The 18604-nt window shown below is 32.8% G+C and carries 17 protein-coding genes; 12 read left to right on the top strand and 5 right to left on the bottom strand.

From position 1 onward, the window contains the following. The first annotated feature begins 24 nt into the window (after positions 1-24). Positions 25-2202 carry a DNA topoisomerase III gene (locus B7R65_RS07030; RefSeq protein ID WP_088042063.1) on the top strand — a complete coding sequence of 726 codons (2178 nt, stop codon included), beginning with the start codon at positions 25-27 and terminating at the stop codon, positions 2200-2202. A 16-nt stretch (positions 2203-2218) separates the two neighbouring features. Here the strand turns inward: B7R65_RS07030 and B7R65_RS07025 are convergent, their stop codons facing one another. Further along, positions 2219-2716, bottom strand: coding sequence for a precorrin-2 dehydrogenase/sirohydrochlorin ferrochelatase family protein (locus B7R65_RS07025; RefSeq protein WP_088042062.1), 498 nt, complete (start codon positions 2714-2716; stop codon positions 2219-2221). A 299-nt stretch (positions 2717-3015) separates the two neighbouring features. Here B7R65_RS07025 and B7R65_RS07020 point away from each other — a divergent pair, with 299 nt between their 5' ends. The 3 genes from B7R65_RS07020 to B7R65_RS07010 all read left to right on the top strand — a co-directional run bounded on the left by B7R65_RS07020 (position 3016) and on the right by B7R65_RS07010 (position 6812). After that, on the top strand, positions 3016-5319 hold the full coding sequence (locus B7R65_RS07020; RefSeq protein ID WP_088042061.1) for a glycoside hydrolase family 65 protein: 2304 nt from the start codon (positions 3016-3018) through the stop codon (positions 5317-5319). An 80-nt stretch (positions 5320-5399) separates the two neighbouring features. Beyond that, complete coding sequence (gene pgmB / locus B7R65_RS07015; RefSeq protein WP_088042060.1) at positions 5400-6071, top strand: beta-phosphoglucomutase; 672 nt, start codon at positions 5400-5402, stop codon at positions 6069-6071. A gap of 201 nt (positions 6072-6272) precedes the next feature. Then, entirely contained in the window at positions 6273-6812 is a 540-nt protein-coding gene (locus tag B7R65_RS07010; RefSeq protein ID WP_373419554.1) for a PTS sugar transporter subunit IIA, read from the top strand. 272 nt (positions 6813-7084) lie between these two features. On the opposite strand, the gene B7R65_RS07005 is transcribed toward B7R65_RS07010, so the two are convergent. Further along, on the bottom strand, positions 7085-8128 hold the full coding sequence (locus B7R65_RS07005; protein ID WP_088042059.1) for an acyltransferase family protein: 1044 nt from the start codon (positions 8126-8128) through the stop codon (positions 7085-7087). A 328-nt stretch (positions 8129-8456) separates the two neighbouring features. On the opposite strand from B7R65_RS07005, the gene B7R65_RS07000 reads away from it, so the two are divergent. From B7R65_RS07000 to B7R65_RS06975, 6 genes are all read left to right on the top strand, one after another. Then, positions 8457-9377, top strand: coding sequence for an ABC transporter ATP-binding protein (locus tag B7R65_RS07000; RefSeq protein WP_088042058.1), 921 nt, complete (start codon positions 8457-8459; stop codon positions 9375-9377). Further along, on the top strand, positions 9374-10471 hold the full coding sequence (locus tag B7R65_RS06995) for an ABC transporter permease (RefSeq protein WP_088042057.1): 1098 nt from the start codon (positions 9374-9376) through the stop codon (positions 10469-10471). The genes B7R65_RS07000 and B7R65_RS06995 overlap by 4 nt, the downstream gene beginning before the upstream one ends. A 271-nt stretch (positions 10472-10742) precedes the next feature. Next, on the top strand, positions 10743-12890 hold the full coding sequence (locus B7R65_RS06990) for a YhgE/Pip domain-containing protein (RefSeq protein ID WP_179194800.1): 2148 nt from the start codon (positions 10743-10745) through the stop codon (positions 12888-12890). 95 nt (positions 12891-12985) lie between these two features. After that, positions 12986-13912, top strand: coding sequence for a glycosyltransferase (locus tag B7R65_RS06985; RefSeq protein WP_088042055.1), 927 nt, complete (start codon positions 12986-12988; stop codon positions 13910-13912). A 111-nt stretch (positions 13913-14023) separates the two neighbouring features. Next, complete coding sequence (locus B7R65_RS06980) at positions 14024-15007, top strand: YeiH family protein (RefSeq protein ID WP_088042054.1); 984 nt, start codon at positions 14024-14026, stop codon at positions 15005-15007. Positions 15008-15092: 85 nt separating this feature from the next. Beyond that, positions 15093-15764, top strand: coding sequence for a uracil-DNA glycosylase (locus B7R65_RS06975; RefSeq protein WP_218780405.1), 672 nt, complete (start codon positions 15093-15095; stop codon positions 15762-15764). Between the two features lie 75 nt (positions 15765-15839). Here B7R65_RS06975 and B7R65_RS06970 read toward each other — a convergent pair whose 3' ends face one another. Next, the gene (locus tag B7R65_RS06970) at positions 15840-16667 is read right to left on the bottom strand and encodes a Cof-type HAD-IIB family hydrolase (RefSeq protein ID WP_088042052.1); all 828 of its coding nucleotides are present in this window, start codon (positions 16665-16667) and stop codon (positions 15840-15842) included. Positions 16668-16926: 259 nt separating this feature from the next. On the opposite strand from B7R65_RS06970, the gene B7R65_RS06965 reads away from it, so the two are divergent. Together B7R65_RS06965 and B7R65_RS06960 are read left to right on the top strand one after the other, a co-directional pair. After that, entirely contained in the window at positions 16927-17217 is a 291-nt protein-coding gene (locus tag B7R65_RS06965) for a YwdI family protein (protein ID WP_218780404.1), read from the top strand. 15 nt (positions 17218-17232) lie between these two features. Continuing rightward, entirely contained in the window at positions 17233-17598 is a 366-nt protein-coding gene (locus tag B7R65_RS06960) for a DUF423 domain-containing protein (RefSeq protein ID WP_088042050.1), read from the top strand. A 50-nt stretch (positions 17599-17648) separates the two neighbouring features. Here B7R65_RS06960 and gerQ read toward each other — a convergent pair whose 3' ends face one another. Together gerQ and B7R65_RS06950 are read right to left on the bottom strand one after the other, a co-directional pair. Next, positions 17649-18032 carry a spore coat protein GerQ gene (gene gerQ, locus B7R65_RS21960; RefSeq protein ID WP_373419553.1) on the bottom strand — a complete coding sequence of 128 codons (384 nt, stop codon included), beginning with the start codon at positions 18030-18032 and terminating at the stop codon, positions 17649-17651. A 36-nt stretch (positions 18033-18068) separates the two neighbouring features. After that, positions 18069-18491, bottom strand: coding sequence for a cell wall hydrolase (locus B7R65_RS06950; protein WP_088042049.1), 423 nt, complete (start codon positions 18489-18491; stop codon positions 18069-18071). Positions 18492-18604 lie beyond the last annotated feature (113 nt).

The raw sequence follows: 18604 nt of genomic DNA, 5'->3' as shown, positions 1-18604 counted from the left end.
GGATCAATAAGTAAGGAGTACGATATGACGAAAACAATTGTATTAGCTGAGAAACCTTCAGTTGCAAGAGACATTGCAAAAGTGCTTGAATGTCATCAGAAGGGTAACGGCTATTTAGAAGGTAAAAAATATATTGTTACGTGGGCATTAGGACATCTTGTTACACTAGCAGACCCGGAAGGTTACGATCAAAAATATAAGTCATGGAATTTAGAAGATTTACCAATGATTCCTGAAGCATTAAAGTTAGTTGTAATAAAAAAAACGAGTAAACAATTTCATGCAGTAAAAGCGCAATTACTAAGAAAAGATGTATCAGAAATTGTTATTGCAACCGATGCAGGACGTGAAGGTGAACTTGTGGCTAGATGGATTTTAAAGCTAGCAAAGGTAAACAAACCTATTAAAAGATTATGGATTTCCTCTGCAACAGATCAAGCTGTGAAAAAAGGTTTCGAAAACTTACGAAGCGGAAGAGAATACGAGAACTTATATAAATCAGCAGTTGCTCGAGCAGAAGCGGACTGGATAGTAGGCATAAATGCAACACGTGCACTCACTTGTAAACATAATGCACAGCTTTCATGTGGAAGGGTGCAAACACCAACTCTTTCAATGATTTTAGAAAGAGAAAAAGAAATAAAAGCATTTAAGCAACAAACATTTTACGGATTACAGCTTTTAGCAAACAATGTAACATTTACATGGCAAAATAGTCATACGAATGAAACGAAAATTAAATCAAGCGAGGAACTTCAATCATTAATTGAGAAGATCAAAGGAAAACAACTGAAAATTAAAGAAGTAACTTCTACTGAAAAAAAATCATATGCACCTCAGTTATATGATTTAACCGAACTTCAGCGTGAAGCTAATAAAAGATATAATTTTTCACCAAAAGAAACATTATCAATTATGCAAAAGCTTTATGAGCACCATAAAATCGTCACATATCCTCGAACGGATTCTCGTTACTTATCGACAGATTTAGTAGGGACATTAAAAGAACGATTACTTGCATGTAATATGAAACCTTATGGGAAGATCATCATGAAATTGACTAATCAACCTATTAAAGGAAACAAATCCTTTGTAGATGATAAGAAGGTTACAGATCATCATGCGATCATTCCGACTGAACAAGCGCCTATTTTAAGCGAACTGTCTTCAAAAGAATTTAAAATTTATGAATTGATTGTTAGAAGATTTTTGGCTGTTTTACTGCCACCATTCGAGTATGAACAGAAAAGGGTCATTGCAGAGATTGATGGTCAAACATTTATTGCAAAAGGAAAACGTGTTCTTTCACTTGGTTGGAAAGAAGTTTTTCAGGATGAGGAAGAAAATGATCAAAATGAAGATCAGAAGCTTCCAATAATGAAAGAAAAAGATCTATATGAAGTTAAAAAATATATAGAAACGAAAGGATATACGAAACCTCCTGCGCTGTTTAACGAAGCGACGCTGTTAAGTGCCATGGAAAATCCTGTTCATTTTATGTCTGGAGAAAGCAAAGATTTAAAAAAGACTATCGGTGAAACGGGTGGTCTAGGTACGGTTGCTACCCGAGCTGATATTATTGAAAAACTTTTCAGTAGCTTTTTAATAGAGAAAAAGGGAAAAGACATTTTTATTACAAATAAAGGAAAACAATTATTAACGTTAGTGCCAGAAGAAATAAAATCACCAGCACTTACTGCCGAGTGGGAACAAAAACTTCAAGCCATATCGAAAGGCGCATTATCAAAAGATAAATTTATGAATGAAATGATTCAATTTGCTGCTAAAGCCGTGAATGAAGTCAAACAAACAGATCAAAAATTTAGGCACGATAATATGAGCAGTACAAAATGTCCAGACTGTGGAAAGTTAATGCTTGAAGTGAATGGTAAAAGAGGCAAAATGCTAGTTTGTCAGGACAGAGAATGTGGCCATCGAAAAACAATTTCACAATCCACCAATGCCAGATGCCCTAATTGTCACAAGCGTTTAGAGTTAAAAGGGGAAGGCGAAGGTCAAATTTTTGTATGCGGCTGCGGTCATAGAGAAAAACTTTCAACCTTTAAAGAAAGACGCTCAAAAGAGAAGAATAGTAAAGTTTCTAAGCGAGATGTGCAAAAATATTTAAAACAACAAACAAATCAAGACGATGAACCATTCAATAATCCATTTGCTGAAGCTTTAGCTAAATTCAAAAAATAAATAAAAACCAGGTACATTACTGTTTGCCTGGTTTTTTTCTTTGTTCTCCATAGTCATTAACTATTTTAAAAAAATGATCATCGAAGTAATTTTCTAATTCATGTTTTATTTTTTTTGATAAAATCGGACTTTTACCTGAAGTAGAAATGGATATAACTAAATCACCTCTTCTAACAACGGCAGGTGTGTGGAAGTCACTTTTATTTTGATCACTCACATCACTAAACCACTGAAAATCTGAAGTACATTCTTTTATATAATTATTTACTTTTTGATCATCTGTTGCTGCAATGATGACATGGGCATTAGTGATATCTTCTTTTTCAAAATGTTTTTTTATCCATAAAATGGACGGAAACTCATTAAATTCTTCGACAATTTCTGGACTAATTATTGTAATTGTAGCCCCACTTTTAACAAACGATTTCGCTTTTCGAAAAGCTATTTTCCCGCCACCAATTATAACTATTCTTTTATTTTCGAAAGAAAACAATAAGGGGACCATATCAGACATAGTGAACGCTCCTCGGAAATGGATAAATTGTCAGTTTTTATTTATTTTATCATAAATTAATTTACTATTTTGATAATCTAATTGGATGGAGATTTAAATTGATAACAAAAGCGCGTAATTTGTAGAATAATATATTGTGTAAACTAACCTACAATAATGCGTAAGGTGTTTCTTTTTTTAGAAAATGCTTTATAATAGATTTTGTGGAAAATTTATCAAAAATTTTTTCTATTTTGCGAAAGCGCTTGCATAGAATTGTAACCGTTAACAAAAAATATTAATTTATATGGGTGAAAATAATGAAAAGACTATTTGATGTAAACGAATGGAAAATCGTTGAAACAGAATTGCATAAAGAAGAGTTTCGACTTGCAGAAAGTATGGTTAGTTTAGGTAATGGACATATGGGGATGAGAGGAAATTTTGAAGAAAAATATTCAGGTGACTTTCATCGTGGTTCGTATATAGCAGGTGTTTGGTTTCCGGATAAAACACGTGTTGGTTGGTGGAAAAATGGCTATCCAAACTATTTTGGAAAAGTAATTAATTCCACAAATTTTATAGGGATTAATATCTTAATTGATGGTGAGGAACTAGATCTATTTACTGCTGAAGTAAGAGAATTCTATCGTGAGTTAGACATGCAACATGGTGTACTAACACGTAAATTTACAGTACTGCATAATAAAAAAGAAACAGAAATTGAAGTTGTTCGTTTTTTATCTGTTGCTAAAAAAGAACTTGCAGCAATTAACTATTCAGTTACTGCGAAAAATTACACTGGAAATATTACATTTATACCTTATTTAGATGGTGATATTCGTAATGAAGACTCGAATTATGATGAAGATTTCTGGATAGAAATAAATAGAAATGTTGAAGAATACTGTGGAAGTCTACAGATGCAAACGAAAGACAATCCATTTGGTGCACCTAGATTTCAAATTGCTACAACGATGAGCATCACAGTTCATACAGAAAAAGCTGAGGTTCTTTCAGTAAGTACGAATGAAAAAGATGAATATGTGGAAAATGTGATTGAAGTAAACGTTCCCGAGGGAGAAACAGTCAGTCTAGTAAAATACGTAGCCGTAACAACAGATCGTGACTATGAGACTGCTGAGTTGATTTCAAAAGGTAAATCCATTGTTCAAAACGCTGTTGGAAGAGGATTTGCTGCTGAATTAGAGGATCATAAAAAGGGTTGGTTAGAACGTTGGGAAATAGCTGATGTTGAAATAGACGGGGATGCTGAAGCTCAGCAAGGAATTCGTTTTAATTTGTTTCAATTGTTTTCAACGTATTATGGAGAAGACGCACGATTAAACATTGGTCCTAAAGGATTCACTGGTGAAAAATACGGTGGGGCAACGTATTGGGATACAGAAGCATATGCAATACCGCTTTATTTATCGACTGCAGAGCAAGAAGTTTCAAGAAATTTATTAGTTTATCGTCATAATCAGCTAGAAGGCGCATTTCATAATGCAAAACAACAAGGGCTAAAAGGCGCTTTATATCCAATGGTAACATTTACAGGAATCGAATGTCATAACGAATGGGAAATTACATTTGAAGAAATACACCGTAATGGAGCTATCGCTTATGGAGTATATAACTATGTAAACTATACAGGTGATAAAGAGTATTTACATGAACTAGGGATAGATGTCTTAACGGGTATAGCTCGATTTTGGGCAGACCGAGTGCACTATAATAAAAAGAAAGATGTTTATATGATGCACGGTGTAACTGGACCAAATGAATATGAAAATAACGTAAATAATAACTGGTATACAAATCTTATTGCTAGTTGGACGTTAGAATATACTTTAGAAGTTATAAACTATTTAAAAGAAATTGATCAAACGGATCGTTTGGAAGGCTTAACTATTTCAGACGAAGAGTTGGCGAAATGGCAAGATATTATAAATAAAATGTACTACCCATTTGATGAAGAATTAAATGTATTTGTTCAGCATGACACGTTTCTTGATAAAGATTTAATGACAGCTGATCAGTTAGCTCCAGAGCACCGTCCATTAAATCAAAACTGGTCATGGGACCGTATTTTACGAAGTTGCTTTATTAAACAAGCAGACGTGCTACAAGGTATGTATTTCTTAAATGATCGCTTTACAATTGAAGAAAAGCGCAGAAACTTTGAGTTTTACGAGCCAATGACAGTTCATGAGTCATCACTATCTCCTTGTATTCATTCCATCTTAGCATCTGAATTAGGTATGGAAGAAAAAGCATATGAAATGTATAATCGAACTGCAAGACTAGATTTAGATAATTACAACAATGATACGGAAGATGGACTTCATATTACGAGCATGACGGGTTCATGGTTAGCAATTGTTCAAGGATTTGCAGGAATGCGAACAGCAAACGAATGTTTATCATTTGCACCATTTATACCGAAGGCTTGGAATCAATATTCATTTAATATTGTTTATCGTAAGCACAGATTAACAATTGAAGTAAATCAAACAAATGTGGTCATTACTCAAAATGGACCTTCTCTTCAAATGAAGCTATACGGAAACGAAGTTAATCTTCCAGAGAATGGTCAATTCAAAGTAGCACTACAAAAATAAAACAATAAGTTCAGAGAGAGTGTAATTTTCTTTCTGGCTTTTTTGTAAAAAGCTATAAATGATTAAAGGAGCAAAAGAACATGTCAAAAAAATTACAAGCAATCATTTTCGATCTAGATGGCGTAATAACAGATACTGCTGAATACCATTATTTAGCTTGGAAGCAATTAGGAGAAGATGTTGGTGTTCCATTTACTCGTGAGTTTAACGAGGAATTAAAAGGTGTATCTCGCATGGATTCACTTGAGAAAATTCTTGCATTAGGAAATAAACAGAATGATTTTTCTGTTGAGGAAAAATTGACGTTAGCAGAAAAGAAGAATGAACATTATGTTTCATTAATTCAAAATATCTCACCTAATGATATTTTACCAAAAATCGAAAAGTTGATTGCTGATATAAAAGATAAAGGATTAAAATTAGGTCTGGCTTCAGTAAGTAAAAATGCATTAGCTGTGATGACATCATTAGGGTTAACAGATCAGTTTGATGTCATTGTTGACGCAGCGAAAATTACAAATGGAAAGCCAGATCCAGAGATTTTCTTAACTGCCGCGAGTCTATTAAATGTAGAGCCAATCGCATGCATTGGGATAGAAGATGCAGCTGCAGGTGTGGACTCTATCAAAGGAGCAGGCATGTTCGCTGTAGGTGTAGGTTCAGAGCAAACACTAGCAAAAGCAGACATTGTTTACCCATCTACATCAGAACTATCTTTAGAAGCAATTATTGATGCATATAACAAAGCATAAATATTACTAGGAAATGGATTTTTAGATTCATTTCCTTTTTTTATCCTTTTTATAGATTCAGTCTATTTTATGAAAATTTCACTAAAAATTCATTAAATAACAAGCAAATAGTCAGCTTTTCTGATAGGATAGTTAGTATTATTTTTACTTAAAAGATAATGATAAGATTGGAATCTATAAATTGAAGAAAAGGTGAATTATATGTTTAACAAATTAAAAAAAATGTTTGGTTCAGGTGAAGGTGAACAACAAACTACAGCTAAACCATCGACAACAGCATCAAAAGAGATTGTAATTAAAGCACCATTAACTGGAGAAGTGAATACATTATCTGAAGTTCCCGATCCTGTTTTTGCAGAAAAAATGATGGGAGACGGATTTGCTATTACGCCGACAGAAGGTAAAGTAGTTTCACCAGTGGACGGAGAAATTGTACAAGTTTTCCATACAAAACATGCAGTTGGAATTCGTTCGAATGAAGGTGTTGAAGTCTTAATCCATGTTGGTTTAGAAACTGTTAAGCTTAATGGTGAAGGTTTTGAAGCGCATGTAACAGAAGGTCAAGCAGTTAAAGCTGGCGACCAACTTTTAACATTTGATATGAATTACATAAAAGAAAATGCAAAAAGCATCATTACTCCGGTTATTTTTACAAATGGAGATATGTTAGAAAAAATCAATGTACAAGCAACTGGATCAATTCAAGCAGGATCAGATGCAGCTACAGTTACCTTAAAATAAGACTCTGTTTATATATATTGTTGATATTTAAATAAAGGCTTCCTTTAAAAGTTTGTTTTTAGTTAGGTTGACGTTGAGAAGATATTCAATAGATAGTTTGAATGGAGCATAATGTGCTCGACTCCTGTGGGGGTAGAGTGTCAGTTGAGACCTCACACAAAATGGAGCTTCAGGGGCACGCCACACGGAAAGCGAGCATCCTGAAACGGGAATTTACAATCTTTTATAAAAGATCCTAAAATAAAAAATAGCCCTAGTTAATAGGGCTATTTTTATGCAGTTCGAACCTTTAATCGACGCTTGGCATTTAAGCCGATAAAGAAAGGTCGAATCGACGGTTGAGATTCGATAATAAATTTTTTTAATAGCAAAGGTACGGCTATTCCAATTATTGTATAGAATAACGGACCATAATCGAAAAACTGTGATAACACTGCATTTGCAAATATATGAATATACATAATAGTTAAGGATTCTTTCCCTAAAAGTGTACAAGATTGTATCATTTTAATCTTAGAGATCTTTTGACATAAATAAAATACGGCAATAGTCATTGTGATTGGAATCAAAGCATCTAGAAATAAATGATCATATCTTAAATACTTTAAACTAAGATGATAATCCAATTTATTTAGATTATACAGAGCCATATAGATTATGCTTAAGATAAAACAACTTATTCCAATATAATTAGGAATGGATGAGATTAATTTTTTGATGAAAAATCCTAATCCTAAAAAGAAAACTGCAAGAAATGCAACATCCATATTCCAAGGAATAGCGATTTGATTAAATGTAGTTTTTCCGAACTCATGTACAAGCTTAATTGTTTCAAAGTGAGCAAGTAAATAACATGAAGTGATGATTAGTAAACGAGTACTATTCTTCTTGAAATATAAACAAATTAGTGAGAATAATATTTGCGTAATAAATAGACAAGTTACATACCAAAATACCCCATGGACCCCGGTAATAAAACGGCCACCTATTAATAAAGAGCCTACTTCATCAAGTAAATTAGACAAGCTAAACGTCGCTGCATTCAATTGGAGAACTACATTATATAGGCTAAATAAGATTAAATACGTACAATATGGAACAAGCAATCTAAGGGTAAGTTTTTTAATATAGAATTTAAGTTCACTTATCGTGTTTACAGGTTTAAATAAGTATCCACTAATCATGAAAAATAGTGGCATATGGAACCAATAGATAAATGTAATTGACTTCGGTCCTTCAGTTGAATGACCATAAACAACCAATAAGATACCAATCATCTTGGCCACATCTAACCATGTTTCTCGTTCGATTTTCATAAGATCACCTAACTATTCATTAGTTAATTGCCCTCATATTGTAACCGATGATTATTACAGAGAGACAACATAGGAGTTACAATAAAGTAATAAAGATTAAAAAAATAATTAGATATATTCAGTAAATTTTTATTAAATAAATCACTTAAGTTCCTAATGTTTTGGGAAATATTGTAAAAATTAAAGATTAAAAATTAATAATAATTTGTTTTTTCGACAAAATTATTTTGTTCAGAAGTTTATACTGATACAGGTTAATCTGAAAAAATGTTGAATTGAATTACAATGAATAAAAAGTAGATTAAGAATTTAAAACGAGGTGAAATAGTTGGATTCAATCATTCAAGTAAAGAACTTAAAAAAACGATATGGTAACTTTTATGCTGTAAATGGCATTAGTTTTGATGTAGGAAAAGGCGAGGTATTTGGTCTGCTCGGTCCTAATGGTGCTGGTAAATCAACTACTATGGAAATGCTAGTTGGATTACGAAAACCAGATGATGGAACGGCAACTATAGCAGGTCATATCATCGGGAAAGATTCAAATAAAATAAAGAAGGAAATTGGCATTCAACTTCAATCAACTTCATTATTTGAACTTTTAAAAGTAAAAGAAATCATTGAACTATATGCTAGTTTTTACCCTAGTCATATACCGATTCAACCTCTAATTGATGAAATGTTGTTAACAGAAAAGCAAAATAGTTTAGTAAAAGGATTATCTGGAGGACAAAAACAACGTTTAGCTATCGCTTTAGCTCTAATCCACGATCCTCAGATCATCTTCTTAGATGAGCCAACAACTGGACTGGATCCACAAGCACGACGAACTTTATGGGACATCATCTTAAAGTTAAAGGAACGAGGAAAAACGATCGTATTGTCTACACACTATATGGATGAAGCTCATGTGTTAGCAGACAGGATTGGCATCATGGATCAAGGTAAATTAATTGCGTTAGATACACCAAACAATTTAGTTAGTTCAATTCAAGCAGAGAGCGCAATTGAATTTAAAACAAAATCACCTGAAACGGAAGATAAATTCGCTCATTTAGAAAATGTAATAAATGTAGTCATTAATCACGATTTTGTAACTCTTTATACAGGTAATCTCCAACTCTCATTAATCTCATTACTTGAGTATACGAAGGAGCATGACGTGGAAATCTCAGATTTGTCGACTAGATCGGCGACTTTGGAGGATGTATTTTTAAATATGACTGGAAGGGGGTTGCGTGAAGAATGAAAGCTTATTATCAACTTACACTAGCACAACTTCGAATTTATATAAGAAATCGACAGGCACTCATTTGGACATTATTATTCCCATTTTTCTTTATGATTATTTTCGGATTAATGTTTAATAATGGTAATTCAACTACTTACTCAGTAAATTTAATTGATTATGATAAAACTCAAGCAAGTGAACAAATCACGTCAATATTGAGCAAACAACAATCACTTAAAATTCACAAAAAAAATGACGAAAAAAAGGCTAGAAAGTCATTATCTGATGGGAAATTGGATTTTGTAATTTTAATAAATAAAGGGTTTCAAAATCAAGTAACATCAAAACAAAAAAACGCGCCTGCTCAAATACAGGTTCTTTATAATGAAAGTAACGCAGGCCAACTTCAGGGTGGAATAGCAACAATTACTGCAAATGTAGATGGTGCTAGTAAACAAATGGCAGGCTATACGCCAAAAGTGGTGACAACATTTAAAGGCGTATCAGGAATCACACTTTCTTACTTAGACTTTTTAGTTCCAGGGATTATTGCCATGCAAATCATGAATAATAATATGAATGGTGTAGCAGGTCAAATTGCTTCATGGCGAGAACGAGGCGTATTACGAAGAATGCAAGGTACAACGTTAAAAGCCTCTACCTTTATTGCAGCACAAATCACGGCAAGGCTGATCTTAAATAGCTTACAAGCCATATTAACGATATTAATAGGCTATTTTGGTTTTGACGTAAGCATAAGAGGCTCATTTTTATTAGTTGTTTTATTTGTTGTATTAGGTACATTAACGTTTATGAGTATCGGCTTTATTATCGCGAGCTTAGCAAAAAGTCCGGAGAGCGCTGGACCAATCGCTGGATTTATCTCATTTCCACTAATGTTTTTAGGAGGGGTATTTTTCCCTGTTAATAACATGCCTGAATATTTACAACCAATCATTAAAACCATCCCAATTACACATTTATCAACTGCCATGCGGGATATAATGAATATCGGCGCAACCTTTGGTGATTTAGTATCAGATTTTGGTTGGTTATGTGTTTGGATGATCGTCAGTTTCTTAATTGCTGCTAAAACATTCAGATGGGAATAGTTATAGATTAATGTGAAAAATAGATTTAAATAAAGGACCTTCGTTTCCACTTAGATGGAAATGAAGGTCTTTTTTTAATAGTGGTACCTATTAATAAAGGCTCTTCTCAAATAGCGACAAGGTTCACGAAAACAGCCTAATAATTAGACAGAATTTTGTATAGAGTGTCCCCATTTATTGCATACTACGAAAAATAGAAAAGTGGAGTACCTAGGTCAACTCATGAAATCTTAGTTCTAGGTGCATTAAACTAAAATTAGGTGAAATGTCAGTGAATTCAATTGTTGAAATCTATTTGCGTGATTTAAAAAGAATAGTAACGAATTGGGCGGCATTATTAATTATTATTGGGTTAATCATTCTTCCATCTATGTATGCTTGGTTTAATATAAAGTCGTCTTGGAACCCATACGGGAATACAAAAGGACTTAAAATCGCAATTATTAATGAGGATCGTGGAGCAAATGTATTAAGTTCAAAGATTAATATAGGAAATGAAGTTGTACAGTCGTTAAAGGAAAATCCGACATTAGGGTGGGTATTTAAAAATAGGAATGAAGCACATGAAGGAGTCAAACAAGGAAAATATTATGCTAGTATTTTAATACCTAGTGACTTTTCGAGAAAAATAAGCACAGTATTAACTGACAATCCGCAAAAACCAGAGCTAATATATCAGGTAAATGAAAAGCTTAATATCATTGCACCAAAATATACTGAAAAAGGTGCTTCTGGAATTGCTGATGAGATAACAAAGAAATTTGAGAAATCAGTAAGTAAGGAAGTATTGACTGAATTTAATAAGATCGGTATTGATTTACAAGCGAATTTACCTTTATTAAAAAAAGTAGAAAAAACAATTTTATTACTTGATAAAGATTTACCTGAAATAGAAAAAGGAGTAAAAAATGCACTAAATGAATTTGATAAAATACAAGGTGTTATACAAACAGCAAAAAAAGATTTGGTTCGAATAAATGAGTTAGCCTCTAGTGGCTCTAAACTAGCGACGAATATGAATTCTTTTTTAACTAAACTTGATCAATCAATTCAAAATTCAATTCCGTTTATTAAACAATCTTTTTTATTGCTTCAACATCAGGCTTCAACCATCGAGAACATACTTACCCAATTGCAAGATCCAAACATAAATAAAAGTGACGCAATAGATATGGTAAATGAATTGGAACGACAACTACCTAGTTCAATTGATTCCCTTAGTTCACTTCAGCAATTACTTCAATCATTTCATAATCTAGATACTAATGTAACATTAAATAATGAGATAAACTCACTAAATAGTATTCAAACAAACTTAATAGACTTACAATCTTTAACAAATGAAATTAAGCATAACTTGGAAATAGGTAAAGAAATACCGGTTGATATACTTCAAAAAATGCTTAGTATCTCTAAAACGGTAAATAACAGATTAACATTAATTAATGATCAGTTTGATACGAAGTATATTCCAAAATTAAATGAAGTAAGTAAAGTAGCAACTACATCAATGAAAAATATTATGACTGTACTAGATGATGCAAAGAAGAGCATACCAACGATAAATAGCGTTCTTTTAAATACTTCTAACTTATTAACTCTGAAAAAGGGAGAAATTGAACAATTAATAAATGATTTACCGATTATTAAAAATAAAATTAGTAAACTTGCCAATGAAATACGAAAAGCAAAAGAGAAAGGGAGTCTTGAGGATTTAATTAATTTCCTTCGTACAGATATTGAGAAAGTAAGTGATTTTTATTCAAATCCAATCGAGATCAAAAAAGAGAGATTGTTTCCAATTCCAAACTATGGAACTGGCATGACCCCTTTTTACACGACACTTTCTTTATGGGTTGGAGCCTTGCTACTTGTTTCATTGCTTACGACAGAGGTGCATGAAAATAAACAATATAGAAGTAGTGAAATCTATTTTGGTAGGTTTTTAACTTTTGTTACCATTTCAATTTTACAATCTATAGTTGTGACTTCTGGAAACTTTCTAATTTTAGGGACATATGCAGCAAATAAAGGCTATTTTATTCTCTTTGGGATATTGATTAGCATTGTGTTTACGTTTATTGTCTATACACTTGTTTCCGTTTTCGGAAATGTCGGTAAAGGTATGAGTATCATTTTTCTCGTCCTTCAAATTTCAGGTGCAGGAGGAGTTTATCCCGTGCAAGTAACGCCTTTGTTTTTTCAAAAAATAAATCCATATTTACCTTTTACTTATGCAATAAGTTTACTTAGAGAGGCTACTGGAGGAATACTGTGGAGTACTGTAAGGAAAGACATAATGATTTTGTTAACGTTTATGGTACTTTCGATTTTGCTTGGGATCGTTTTAAAGGGACCAATCAATAAAAAAGCAAAAATAATAATGGATCTATCAAAAAAGAGTAAACTCATCCACTAATCAATAGGTAAAAAGTCATTGAATTGTAGTCCTAAGTGCTATAACATAGGTAAAAGTTGGATTGTAATAGTTTTTTGGAGAAGTAGGTGTTAAGAATGAAATTATCAGTAATCGTATATTGTCATAATATAGGTGAAAGCTTAGAAAGATTTCATGTGAATTTATTAAATAATGTGAAATTGCTGCGAGAAGATTATGAATTGATATACATAAATGATGGAAGTGATGATGATACACTTCTTGCTCTTCAAGTCATATCAAATCATAGTACTCATATGAAATACTTATCATTTAGCCGTCGATTTGGTAGAGAAGGTTCAATTTCTGCTGGCTTAGAACATGCTAAAGGTGATGCTGTCATCCTGATGGATGGGAATTTTGCACATCCTGCAAATGTCATTCTTGAAATGGTCGATGAATATAAGAAGGGCAACCATCAAGTAGTGGCCTCAATGAAAGTCGAAAACTCGATTGTTAAAAAAACAAAAAAGAATATAAGTGAGAAAATCGTTAAAAAGTTTATGGATCTTGAAACGTTTCAAATTGAATCTGATTTTCGTTTGTTAAGTAGAAAAGCAGTAAATGCAATTTTAAATATGCCTGAATCCAATCGCTATTCTAAAGGAATTTTTAATTGGATTGGCTTCAAGATTAAAACAGTTGAGTACGAGGTAACTTCACGTGTAATTAGTAAAGAATCAGAAACAAAGAAGTTAGATTTAGTAAAGAACAGTGTAGAATACATACTATGTTATAATACAAAGCCACTAAGATTTTTAAGTAAAGTTGGACTTATTTTGATAGGCTTGAGTCTTATTTTCTTTATTTGTATGAGTTTTAAAGTGGTTTTTGTTGGTGTTCGTATACCCGGACTATATACTATTTCAAACTTAATCATGTTATTTGGTGGAGTACAATTAGTAATGATTGGAATTCTAGGAGAATATCTAGGTAAAACATATTACGAAACAAAGAGAAGACCTCAATATATTATAGAAATATCAAATTACGACGAAGATTAAATTATGCTTTCCATTATTCGAAATTCGACAAGATTCTTGTCGAATTTCTTTTTTCATTAGATAATAAATGATGAACAGAATAAAAATTCAGATGAAATTGCGGAGAGTACAATGAAAAATATGATTAAGTATATACCAGGGTTAATTCTTTGCCTTGTCATTGCTCTTATAAGCCAGACAATGTCCTTAGTAGTGCCTTTAGGAGCAGCTACTTTTTCAATATTAATAGGATTAATAATCGGGAATTCGATTCAATTAAAATCTATTTATGAGGACGGTAGAATGTTTGCAGAAAGTAAATTATTAGAAGTCTCAATTTTTTTACTTGGTGCAACGATTAGTATACAAATGATCAGTTTATTAGGTATAAAGGGAATATGGTTAATTATTATACAGATGAGTCTAGTACTGATGTTTACTATTTGGGTAGGCAAAAAATTAGGATTTGGGGAAAATTTTAGCTACTTAATGGCAAGTGGAAATGCTGTTTGCGGTTCATCTGCAATTGGGGCAACAGCACCTGCCATCCATGCCTCTCAAGAAGAAAAAGGTCTAGCAGTTACATTAGTAAACATGATGGGGACTGTTCTAATGTTCGTCCTCCCACTAATTGCTTCTTTTCTATATCATTCGGAAACTTTGCCTACTTCAGCGTTAATAGGCAGTACGCTACAATCTGTTGGACAAGTTGTTGCGAGCGGAAGTTTAGTAAACGACGAAGTGAAAAATTATGCAACTCTTTTTAAATTAGTCAGAGTTGTATTACTTGTTGTAGTTGTAATCATTTTGTCGAATAGTAAACGTAGAAATAAAGATACGCATGTATCAGAAAAAGTGAAAATTAAATTTCCATGGTATGTGATAGGCTTTGCTATTCTTTGCATTTTATTTAGTATAGGTGCAATTCCGAACTGGGCATCAATCGCATCTAATCAAACAAGTCATCTATTAGAGATTACTGCACTAGCAGCCATAGGGTTAAATGTAAATATTAAACTAATTGTAAAGCAAGGAAAATCACTTTCTTTTTATGCTTTATGTATCGTTGGTTTTCAGGTTTTACTAGCAATATTATTTATTCAAATACTGTATTAATAAAATGAAAAAGTACCATGTTTCAGCAAATGTTGAGAAATAAACTTATTTCTCGGGAAATTTCGTCAAGAAAGGAGGTATTTCGTTGTTCGAATTACCATTAGGCTGGAGAAAAATACTAGCAAAAGAATTAGATAAACCGTACTTTACTAACTTGCAACAATTTCTTGAAAAAGAATATAAAGAACAAATTATTTTCCCACCACAAGATCAAGTTTTTCAAGCTTTAACTGAGTGCTCTTACGAAGATTGTAAAGTAGTCATTATTGGACAAGATCCATATCATCAGCAAGGACAAGCGCATGGTTTAAGTTTTTCTGTATTACCGGGTGTGAAAATTCCTCCTTCATTACGAAATGTTTATAAGGAGTTAAATAATGATTTAGGAATTAACATACCATCTACAGGTTATTTGAAAAGTTGGGCAAAACAAGGTGTTTTAATGTTAAACACTGTTTTAACTGTCCGTGAAGGTGAGCCAAACTCACATAAAAATAAAGGATGGGAAGCATTTACAGATACAATACTAGTCGAGTTAAACAATCATGATAATCCCATTATTTTTGTATTATGGGGTAAGCATGCACAATCAAAAGAGGGTCTCCTGACAAATGAGAGACATGCTATATTGAAAGCACATCATCCAAGTCCACTTTCAGCAAGTAGAGGATTTTTTGGGAGTAAGCCATTTTCAAAGATAAATCAAAAGTTAGAAGAGTTACAAATGAACCCAATAAAATGGAGTATCGAAGAATAAAAAAAGCTGTCTAATTCAAAAATTAGACAGCTTTTTAGTGTATTCTCTAATTTAGACAGGACGTATATCAACAACTCAAAGGTGATTATCAGAGCCATGATTTAAAATAAATTTCTCAACGACTATTGCTACGCCATCTTCGTTATTTGAAGCAGTCACAAAATCCGCTTGTTGTTTTATTTCCTCCGCCGCATTTCCCATTGCTACACCAAGACCAGCAAATTTAATCATAGGTAAGTCATTATAGCCATCACCTACTGCTATTACTTCATCTTGTCTAATGCCTAAAATTTGAATTAGGTGATTTAAACTTTTCCCTTTATCAACTTCACTATTAGTTAACTCTAAGAAAAATGGCTTCGAGCGCATGACACTTATTTTACCCTCAAGTTCTTTTTGTAGTATTTTTTCAACTTCTGCTAGCTTTTGAGGATCCTCTAACATCAATAATTTAACAACATCATTTTGTACATGTTCGACAAAGCTACTTACTTCCTTAATAGGCATTCCAGTTAATTGACCTTCAATGTCAGTGTATTGGTTACCTTTTTCAGTAATAATATCATTTTCAACATATGTATGGACAAAAACATTATGCTTTTTACTAATTTCATAAAGTTCATGTGCTTGTTCTTTTGTAAGTGTGCATTCATAGACATTATTTTTCGTACGGTAATCAGTAATAATCCCACCATTAAATGAAAGTACATAGCTACCGTATTCATTTAATAATAATTCTTCGGCTAATTTATGCATTGCAAAAGTGGGTCTTCCGGAAGCAAGTACTACTTTTACTCCAATTTCCTGGGCTTTCAGCAAAGCTTCCTTTGTGCGGGAAGAAATAACATGATCATCAGTTAATAGTGTGTCATCAATGTCTAATACAATCATTTTATAGTTCAAAGTATTCCCTCCTAAAATTAACTTTTATAGTATACCACTGTTCATTAAAAATAGTTCTTTTCTAAGAATTGTTGTTTTATTAAAGGTTTTATTAAAGCAAACATTTGATAAAGAAGATGATTGGAGCTAGCATCCTAAGTGGGAATCTACAAATCTCCATGATTAAGAGGAATAAAGTTTATGAAAATATGGTTGGCATTCGCTTTCATAAAAAAGCCATAGTATAATAAAGTTTATTGGATTGTGCTAAAAAATTTTGGTGGTGATTTATCTGAATATCAGTGTAGAAAAAGTAATCCAGCAAATTGAAAATGAGTTACAAAAAGCAAAGATAAGCACACAAAAAGCTGGACAATTCCGAGAAAGAATCGCCAGTATTCGAGCTTTATGTGAGCTAGTTCTTGAAGATGAAGGTAATCAAGAAATGACTAAAATTATAAGCAATAACAATATCATTCAATCAATTCCGAGTCAGCCTTTTATTTCTCAGGCACCTGTCATTTCAAAAGTGGATGATTCTGAAGAAGGTGGTTCGTTATTGGATTTTTAAATAGGGGGAAAGAGAATGAAGCTATTTTTCTTATTAGGTAGTATTTTTGCATTTTTATCTATTGCATTAGGAGCATTTGGAGCACATGGACTTGAAGGGAAAATTTCTGAACGATCACTTCAAATTTGGCAAAAAGCTGTTCAATATCAAATGTTTCAAACAGGTGGATTGTTTATTATTGCATTTTTAATTGATAAGTATGGATCAGTTCCACAACTAACATGGGCCGGATGGTTATCAGTAATTGGTATACTATTATTCTCGGGTAGTTTGTACATATTAAGTATTTCTGGGATTAAAATTCTTGGTGCCATCACACCATTAGGTGGCTTAGCATTTTTAATCGCATGGATTTTAGTAGGAATTGCAGTAATGAAATAAAAAAAGTGTTCAATAAAAGTGCTATCTTGCACTATATTGAACACTTTTTTTTAAAGTTGATAAGGTAGAGCTATTTCTTCGTCAAATGTGACGTAATCTAAGTAAATTGTAAGTAAAATATAAGTTTTGTTTGAGTTTACATCTCTAAGTACAATATGATCACGACCTGCACCCATAACATACCCGACGAAAACTTGTTGTTGATGACCAGTAAAAGTCATATATACCGTAGCAACTTTCCCCCGATTATGTCTAAGAATATTTTCTACATACGATTGCTCAAACATGGAAGAAGGTGCAGATGTAATTTGCCCTTGAGGTGAAATCATACTTCCAGACGGCGCAGCAAATCCTTGTCCTTGACCTTGACCTTGTTGTGGTGTAGGTTGTGTTACTCTTGGAAAACTCGGATAATAGTTGAAAGGGTTACTCAAAGAAAAAACCTCCTTAATTTAATATCAGATTGGTTCCTAAAAGACTTTCGGACAATCCTTTGCAGATGGTTGGTAAAAACAATGTGCTTTATATCTACCGACTAGTTTCTGGTTATACCAAGTTGGAGGGCATGATCCTGAAGGTTGGAAAAACCATAAGCCATAAGTTGCAGGCCAAAAGCGTTGCCCAGCAATTACTCTTCTTGCTAGTTCGATATCTTGATCACGGGCACGTTGGTAGAAATAGGATTTTTGTACAGCTTCGAATCCACCAGGACTTTGATAAACCATATCTGTTAAATTTCTAATGTCTTTAAAATCTAAACAATCGCATAGAACCCTATTAACACAAACATTTCCGACCATCAGCATGCCTTCTTTTCCTTCACCCTCAGCCTCAGCACGCATTAGCCTTGCAAGTAATAGTACTTCTTGTTCGGTATATTTAATAACAGCCATAATAAGCCTCCTCATCCGAATAATATATTCGACTAAATCACAAAGGTGATCGGAAAGCGAGGACTAAATAGTTCGTTCACTACTGTAACTATATTAAAAATAGGTTGAACATA

The organism is Bacillus sp. EAC (assembly GCF_002156875.1).
GTDB lineage: Bacteria > Bacillota > Bacilli > Bacillales > Bacillaceae_G > Gottfriedia.
This window is presented reverse-complemented; position numbering and strand designations above follow the sequence as displayed.